This is a genomic window from Echinicola shivajiensis (genome assembly GCF_018642165.1).
GTDB classification, from domain to species: Bacteria; Bacteroidota; Bacteroidia; order Cytophagales; family Cyclobacteriaceae; genus Echinicola; species Echinicola shivajiensis.
On record NZ_JAHHZM010000005.1, the window covers coordinates 435284 to 442767 of the forward strand.

The 7484-nt window shown below is 37.7% G+C and carries 8 protein-coding genes; 6 read left to right on the plus strand and 2 right to left on the minus strand.

Annotated features, from left to right (window positions below; genetic code table 11):
- Entirely contained in the window at positions 1 to 2328 is a 2328-nt protein-coding gene (locus KMW37_RS11885) for a TonB-dependent receptor family protein (protein WP_215224837.1), read from the minus strand.
- 279 nt (positions 2329 to 2607) lie between these two features.
- On the opposite strand from KMW37_RS11885, the gene KMW37_RS11890 reads away from it, so the two are divergent.
- The 6 genes from KMW37_RS11890 (at position 2608) to KMW37_RS11915 (ending at position 7167) form a co-directional block, all read left to right on the plus strand.
- Complete coding sequence (locus KMW37_RS11890) at positions 2608 to 2865, plus strand: hypothetical protein (protein ID WP_215224838.1); 258 nt, start codon at positions 2608 to 2610, stop codon at positions 2863 to 2865.
- A gap of 10 nt (positions 2866 to 2875) precedes the next feature.
- Positions 2876 to 3643, plus strand: a complete 768-nt coding sequence (locus KMW37_RS11895; RefSeq protein WP_215224839.1) for an XRE family transcriptional regulator — start codon at positions 2876 to 2878, stop codon at positions 3641 to 3643.
- Positions 3644 to 4025: 382 nt separating this feature from the next.
- A complete protein-coding gene (locus tag KMW37_RS11900; RefSeq protein ID WP_215224840.1) occupies positions 4026 to 5372 on the plus strand; it encodes a Gfo/Idh/MocA family protein in 1347 nt (448 codons plus the stop codon).
- 11 nt (positions 5373 to 5383) lie between these two features.
- Positions 5384 to 6154: a 3-keto-disaccharide hydrolase gene (locus KMW37_RS11905; RefSeq protein ID WP_215224841.1), complete on the plus strand. Its 771-nt coding sequence runs from the start codon at positions 5384 to 5386 to the stop codon at positions 6152 to 6154.
- Positions 6155 to 6156: 2 nt separating this feature from the next.
- Positions 6157 to 6765, plus strand: coding sequence for a 3-keto-disaccharide hydrolase (locus tag KMW37_RS11910; protein WP_215224842.1), 609 nt, complete (start codon positions 6157 to 6159; stop codon positions 6763 to 6765).
- Positions 6766 to 7011: 246 nt separating this feature from the next.
- Positions 7012 to 7167, plus strand: a complete 156-nt coding sequence (locus KMW37_RS11915) for a hypothetical protein (protein WP_215224843.1) — start codon at positions 7012 to 7014, stop codon at positions 7165 to 7167.
- A 51-nt stretch (positions 7168 to 7218) separates the two neighbouring features.
- Here KMW37_RS11915 and KMW37_RS11920 read toward each other — a convergent pair.
- Positions 7219 to 7484: hypothetical protein (locus KMW37_RS11920; protein WP_215224844.1), on the minus strand; the 266-nt coding region annotated here is incomplete at its 5' end.

A 7484-nucleotide genomic window follows, 5' to 3' on the forward strand; every position in this document is an offset into this window, starting at 1 on the left:
TTAAAAATTATACCTGGCGCTGATCAATACAATCCTGCTTTCCCAATTGTTTCTGAATTCTTGATAGAAGTCATTTGATTGGTTATAACCACCAAAGTTGGAAGTATTGAAAACATCTCTGACACTAAGGGATAGACTACCTTTTTCTTCAAAGAAATTTTTTAGCAGGGTAGCGTCTACGCTATAGCGCGCAAAATCCCTTCCTTGTGCTTCTACCTCAGGTGATTCATAGTCACCTACTAATTGTAAGTTCAGTCCATAAGGTAATTTAAAGCTGGTTGTGATTTTGGATACCAGCATAAAACCATCGCTGACAAATTCTTCTCCAATATTGGAGCCGTCTACTTTGCTATAATATGCTGACACGCTACCATTGACATTCCACCATTCTGTAATATCTGCAATTCCAATAAATTCAAGCCCATAAGCATCACTTGAATTAAGGTTCTCAGGTTGCATATAGGATATCCCATCTTCAATAACGGTGATATAATCCAGTACTCCATTGGTATGTCTATAAAACATATTGGTGGTTAAGCTGGAGTTCTCGAAGTTGGCCATATGTCCAATTTCAAATGAATCAATCATTTCTGGTTCAAGATCTGGATTACCTCTTCTGACACTGAGAGAATCAGTAATATCAGGAAAAGGATTTAATCTCCAGGCTGTGGGTCTGTCTATCCTTCTACTATAGGTGAATTTAAAGGAGTTTTTTTCATTCAGTTTATATAGCGTTTGAATACTAGGGAACAGGTTCAGGTAATCCTGTTTATTAAGTTCATTGGTATTATATAATAATCCTTCCACATGTGTATGTTCAGCTCGGGTGCCAAGGGTATAATCAAATTTGTCGGAAGTTTTGGAGTAGATAAAGTAGGCTGCTTGTATTCTATCCTTGTAAAGGAAATGATTGCTGACATCAGGGTTTTCTACAAAGTCATTTTCACTTTCCGAAAACTCAAAGAACCTGTAGTCATTATCAAACTTCCTAAAGGTTGATTTCAGACCCATTTCTAATTTTACCTTATCATTAACAGGGTGGACATAATCAGCTTGAACTACAGTTGTATATCTTTTTTCATCCGTCAGCGCTTTTTGCCTGCCATTTAGGTCTTCAGGTAGAGGTTCAGAAGCATCCCTGTAGATATCAATATTTTGGATTTTGTACTGGTTTTGATAGGAATTGTTGGCACTAACCTTGAACTCCCTGTTTTTATCATCAAAGGTCCTTTCGTAGATCAGTGCATTGTCATAGCCATCATCAGCTTCTGATTCGATGTTTTTTCTGACATATTCCAGAATAATATCACCAGTTGGCTTATCGGTCAATTGGGAGTAAAGCGTTCTGTTATCATAATCGTCTCCTATAAAATACACCCCTTGGTAGCTTATTACATTGTTTCCAAAATAATAATCCGCCCCATAATTTAGGTTGTGGTTTATTCGCTTATTTGTGGACTGGGTATTTTGATTGAGCAATTCATTGTCCTCATAGATTTCCCTGAAAACTGTTCTATTTCCTACACCTTTCCAATCCCTGTAATTATAGCCTCCATAAACATTGAATTTGGCAGTTGTATGGTTGATTCTTGCACCCGTGTTAAAGCGGTTTCTAGTTCCATAAGTGATTTCAGCACCCCCATGTGTACCCATATTTTCTCCTTTTTTAAGAATAATATTGATCACTCCACCCTCGGCCTCTGCGTCATATCTTGCATTGGGATTATTAATGATTTTTACCTGGTCAATAGCACTTGCCGGAATTTGATCAAGATTTTTGGTGAGAGAGGAGTTCCTGCCATTAATCAATACGTTGGTTGAGGAACTTCCTCTTAGAGATATAGAACCATCTTCAGATACGCTGACTGAAGGTGTATTTCGTAATAGGTCCAATAATGTTCCCCCGATATTGGCAAGATTATTATCAGGAGTGATGACAATTCCTTCTACATCTGTGCGCATGGGGATGGAATTTGATTTTACAACTACCTCATCTAATTGCTGGTTTTCTGAAACAAGTGAAATTTTTCCCAAATCCGTATTTGACTGAAGACTGATTCCTCCGAGAACTTTATCTTCAAAACCAATGAGAAAAATTTTAACATCATAATTTCCCTTTTCTGTTGCTAGTTGGAAATTTCCATTTTCGTCAGATTGGGTGTGAATAATGCTTTTGTCTGTCCCTGACTCAAATAGAGCAACTTGGGCAAATAGTAAGGGTTCTTCGGTGTTTTTATCAACAATCCTTCCCTTCAGGCTTATTTGCGCCTGTGAAGTAATGACAATTGCTAAAAATGAAATCGTAAAAATGGTTTTAGATAGGCTCATTAGGTTCTTTGGTTTATATTATATCAACTGATATCGACCTAATAGTGTTGGGTTTATGATGGAATTTTAGATTAATGGAAGAATAGACTGATTTTCGGCTAAATAAGGTAGGGAGGATGACTTAAGTAAAAACGGTAAAAAGCACTTTGATGGTATGGTTAAGAAAAATAATTGAATTCACGACATTTAGTGTCGTGAAAAGGTTTTTAATAAGAACTTAATATTGTTTATAAAATAAACTTTTTCTACTTTAGTGAAAGTAAATTAAAGTAATAGGATATGACAACTTCAGCAAAAATCAGGATCGTAAGCAAGCAACTGGCTTCAGGTAATCATCAGGTGAAATTTTATGTGGATGATGAAGTGCATCCAAAATATGGGTACTTGCTGGTTAGCGGTAACCGGGCTGTTGGAGATGTGATTCAGGAAATCAGAGAAAGGATAGATATGATGGAAAGATCCAGAATGGATCTAAACCGCTTTTCCTTTAAAAATAACTGGAGGGACGATCATAATTTTTATCTTTACAGCGCATAAATAGTTGGTAATGGTCTTAGGGAAAAACTTAAAATATCTCCGGAAGTCAAAACAGATGACCCAGGAAAACCTTTCCGATCAGTTGGGGGTTAAAAGAACAATGATATCTGCATATGAGGATGGCCGGTCAGAGCCTAAGCTTTCTACCTTAAAGCTAATTGGTGATATTTTTTCTGTTTCCTTGGATGAATTATTGTATCATGATATTGAGGAGAAGGGCAGAAGGGCTACCCAGAAAAAAGAAATCAAAATTTTGACGGTTTCGCTGGACCAAGAGGAGAATGAAAATATCACCATGGTACCCCAGAAAGCATCTGCGGGTTATTTAAATGGATATGCAGATCCAGAGTATATGCAACAATTGCCACAATTCCACTTGCCTAATTTGAGCAAGAATATTACTTATCGGGCTTTTGAAATCAAAGGTGACAGTATGCTTCCTTTGCCATCTGGCACTGTGGTCATCGGAGCTTATGTGGAGCAGCTTACAGATATTAAGAGTGGAAATACCTATATAATGGTTACGGATACCGAAGGGGTAGTGTATAAAAGAGTGTTTAATTATTTGGAAGAAAATGGCAAGCTGTTTTTGGTTTCCGATAATGAACTGTATAAGCCCTATGAAATACCAGGAGAAGATGTCAAAGAAGTATGGGAGGCAAAGGCTTTTATAAGTACTGATTTTCCCAGTCCTAAGGATAAGTCCAAACCAACATCATTGGAGGACATAGCGGCTATGATTGCTGACTTGAAACATGCAATTTTACCAAGCAAGTAAATTCTTTCTTAAATAGTAGAAAGTTTATTTTTTAGCTTATACTTAATATAAGTGATCCTCAAACTTGATTGATTGTCATTTTTAATTTTTGCTAAGGCAACGTTTGTGATAAGAAAGTTTTTTAGGTTAATCCTACACATTTCATCTATTCAATGGGTGTTTTGTTGATCTTAATTATTGAAATAACTTTTAATTCTTATCTGAATAATTGTAAATGGGTATTATTTCCCGGTTAAATTCCATTCAATTCTTTAAAAAAACAAATACGGTCATCACCAAATACAACCATTTGAAAGATATATTTTTAAAAAAAATAGTTTAACTTAAATTATATATGTGAAAATATTATATTTATGTCCCAAGATTTTAAATAATATGTTTCATGAAGAATAATAGAAGGTTTTTTCTGAAAAAGCTGGGTTTGGCAGGGGCTTCTGCTGCTGTGGCTCCCATGGTTTTTGCAGAGGAGAATAAAAAGTTTGATGTTATAAAGAGGGCGAGTGAGGATTTTGCGGGTAAGACAATTAATGTTGCTTTGATTGGAGCAGGGGGGATGGGGACTGAAGATATGAATACAGCTCTTCAAACTCCTAATATAAAAATGGTGGCTGTTTGTGACCTTTATCAAGGTAGGTTAGATGGTGCTAAAAAGAAATGGGGTGATCATTTATTCACCACCATGGATTATAAGGATATTTTAAAAAGAAGAGATGTGGATGCGGTGATCATTGGGACACCAGATCACTGGCATAAGCAGATAAGTGTGGATGCCCTGAAGGCAGGGAAACACGTATACTGTGAAAAACCTATGGTTCATTCTGTTGAGGAAGGTCATGAGGTAATTGATGCTTGGAAAAACTCAGGTAAAGTTTTCATGGTTGGTAGCCAAGGGCTCTCTTCTTTGGGTAATGAAAAGGCACGAGAATTGTTAGCCGCTGGTGCAATTGGAGATTTGATTTATGCAGAAGGTTTTTGGGCGCGAAACTCAGCTGCAGGAGCTTGGCAATATAATGTGCCTGAAGATGGAGATGAATCCACTGTTGACTGGGGTAAATTTGTTTCGAATACCCAAAAAAGGGATTGGGATCCGTTGAGGTTCTTTAGATGGAGAAATTATAGGGATTATGGTACAGGTATGTCGGGGGACTTATTTGTTCACTTGTTTTCAAGTTTGCACTATATTACCAATTCTTTAGGTCCTACTAAGATTTCTTCTATGGGAGGATTAAGGTATTGGAAAGATGGACGTGAGGTACCTGACGTTTTATTGGGAACATTTGATTATCCTGAATCTGAGCAACATCCAGGTTTCAACCTTTCGCTAAGGTGTAATTTCAAGGATGGAACCAGTGGCACGACCTACCTGAGAATTGTTGGAACTAAAGGTTCTATGGATGTGAAATGGGAGGAAGTTGTAGTGAAGCTCAATAGCAATGATTTGGGAGATGATCCTTTTTTGGCAGCACAGGCAAAGCTTAATGGTGGTGTTGAAGAGAAAAGAGCTGAGATTGTTCCCCCAAGAGAAATGGTTTATAAAGCAGAAAAGGGGTATAAAGGAGCGCATTATGATCATTTTTCTAATTTCTTTGGAGCAATCAGAAATGGTGGCACAGTAGTAGAGGATCCTGTGTTTGGTTTCAGGGCAGCAGCTCCGGCTTTGCTTTGTAATGATAGCTTTTTTGAAGATAAATTTATTAAATGGGATCCAGTAAATATGAAATTGGTTTAAACACAATATATATGAAAAAGAAAACACTAAGTATTTTTGCATTAGCAGCTATTTTGTCTGCATGTGGTGGTGGTAAAGAAGCTTCAACTGAAGCGGAAGTTGTGGAAGTAGAAGCAGCAGAGGAAGTGGCTGCCGTAAATTCACTTACTTCGGAGGAAAAATCTGAAGGGTGGCAATTATTGTTTGATGGAAAAAGTGCAGATGGTTGGAGAGGTTATGCTGCCGCAGACCTTCCTTCTGGTTGGATTATTGAAGATGAATTATTCGTAGCCCTTGGAAAGGGAGGGGATATTGGTGGTGATGTGGTTTATGGCGCTGAAGAATTCGGCGAGTTTGAGTTGAAGCTAGAGTGGAAAATTGCAGAAGGCGGTAACAGTGGTATCTTCTATCATATTGTTGATGAGGAAAAGCATGATGCTCCTTATTATACAGCTCCCGAATATCAGGTAATTGACCAAATTGGATTTCCTCAAAAATTAGAGATGTGGCAATCCATCGGAGCTGATTATGGTATGTATACACCGGATTTTGAAGGAGCGGTTAAACCTGCCGGTGAATGGAATACGACTAGAATTGTCTTTACTGAAGATAAAGCTGAATATTTCTTGAATGGAAAGAAAACAGTTTCTTTCGACCCTTGGTCTGATGATTGGAAGAAAAGAAAGTCAGAAGGAAAATGGAAAGATTATCCTGATTATGGAGAGGCAAAGTCTGGTTATATAGGATTGCAAGATCACGGTGCTAAAACTTGGTATAAAAACATTAAAATTAGAAAACTATAAAAATGAAAAGAATTCAGCGTTATTTATTAATTATCCCGGTTATCGTAGCATTGACAGCTGCAGGTGTGGTTGCCAAGAAAATCAAATTATTTAATGGCAAAGATTTGTCAGGATGGACTGTTTATGGTACTGAGAAATGGTATGTAGAAGATGGCCTTTTAATTTGTGAAAGTGGTCCTGACAAAGGTTACGGCTATTTGGGTACCAACGAAGATTTCAAAGATTTTGAATTGGAATTGGAATTCAAGCAGGGGGCAGATGGTAATAGTGGTGTTTTTATCCGCTCTTCAGTAGATGGAACTAAAGTTCAAGGATGGCAAGTAGAGGTGGCACCTCCGGGTCATGCTACTGGTGGAATCTATGAATCATATGGTAGAGGTTGGTTAATCAAGCCGGATCCAGAAAAGGACAAAGCCTTGAAATTTGGTGAGTGGAATAAGATGAAGATCCGTGTTGAAGGAGATAGAGTTATTAGCTGGTTGAACGGAACTGAAATGGTTGATTTCTCTGATGCTAAGATTGGAGAAGGAGAAGGAGGGATTTGTTTGCAGATCCACGACGGTGGTGGAATTAAAGTTGCGTGGAGAAATATCAAATTAAGGAAATTATAATCCTTTCTAAGCCCCGGATTCGGGGCTTATTTTTTTGTCTAATTTTTTATGCTTGCTTTTCAATACTTTAGCTAATAAGTCCGTTTTATTTTGAAGCAGGCCCTTGCCACAGAGAAAACCTTTCTTACCTTTGTCATCCTGTTGGACGGACAGGGCCGGTTTACCGGGGTGTTTTGAGGTGTTTAGCTATGCAAGTTTTTGGTTTACAGGGCTTAAGAAATATTTTAAAATAAATGTTTTTTAAGAATGAAAAAGCCATTAAATTTGCAGACCCAAAAGAGGGAAGGGAAGTATATCCGGCCAATTAAAAAGGTTGAAAAAACTTTCAAAAACATTTTAAAAAAGTGTGTTGAAAAACAAAATAAATTCCTCACCTTTGCAGACCCAAACGGGGGAAGCTGAAATTGAAAGCGTTGTTAGAAGGTATTTTTTCGGGATAAAGTTCTGGAAAAATTAATTCTGGAAACGGTTTGTAAAATAAAGTTCTTTTTCGGAGCTTTGCAGACCCGAAAGGGAAAGCGTCCGGCCTGAAAGCAGGCAGGGGTAAAAAAACACAGGGGATCCGGCCATTGGCGGCCCGGTTTCACAAAGTCGGCGAAAGCGCCGTCGGACAAGTTCATTGAAGTATTGTAAGACGATAATAAGATACGACCAAGGTCGGTAAGGAAAAGAAGAGTTGCCTACTTCGGTAGGCACGTCAATAGAAACTTTACAATGGA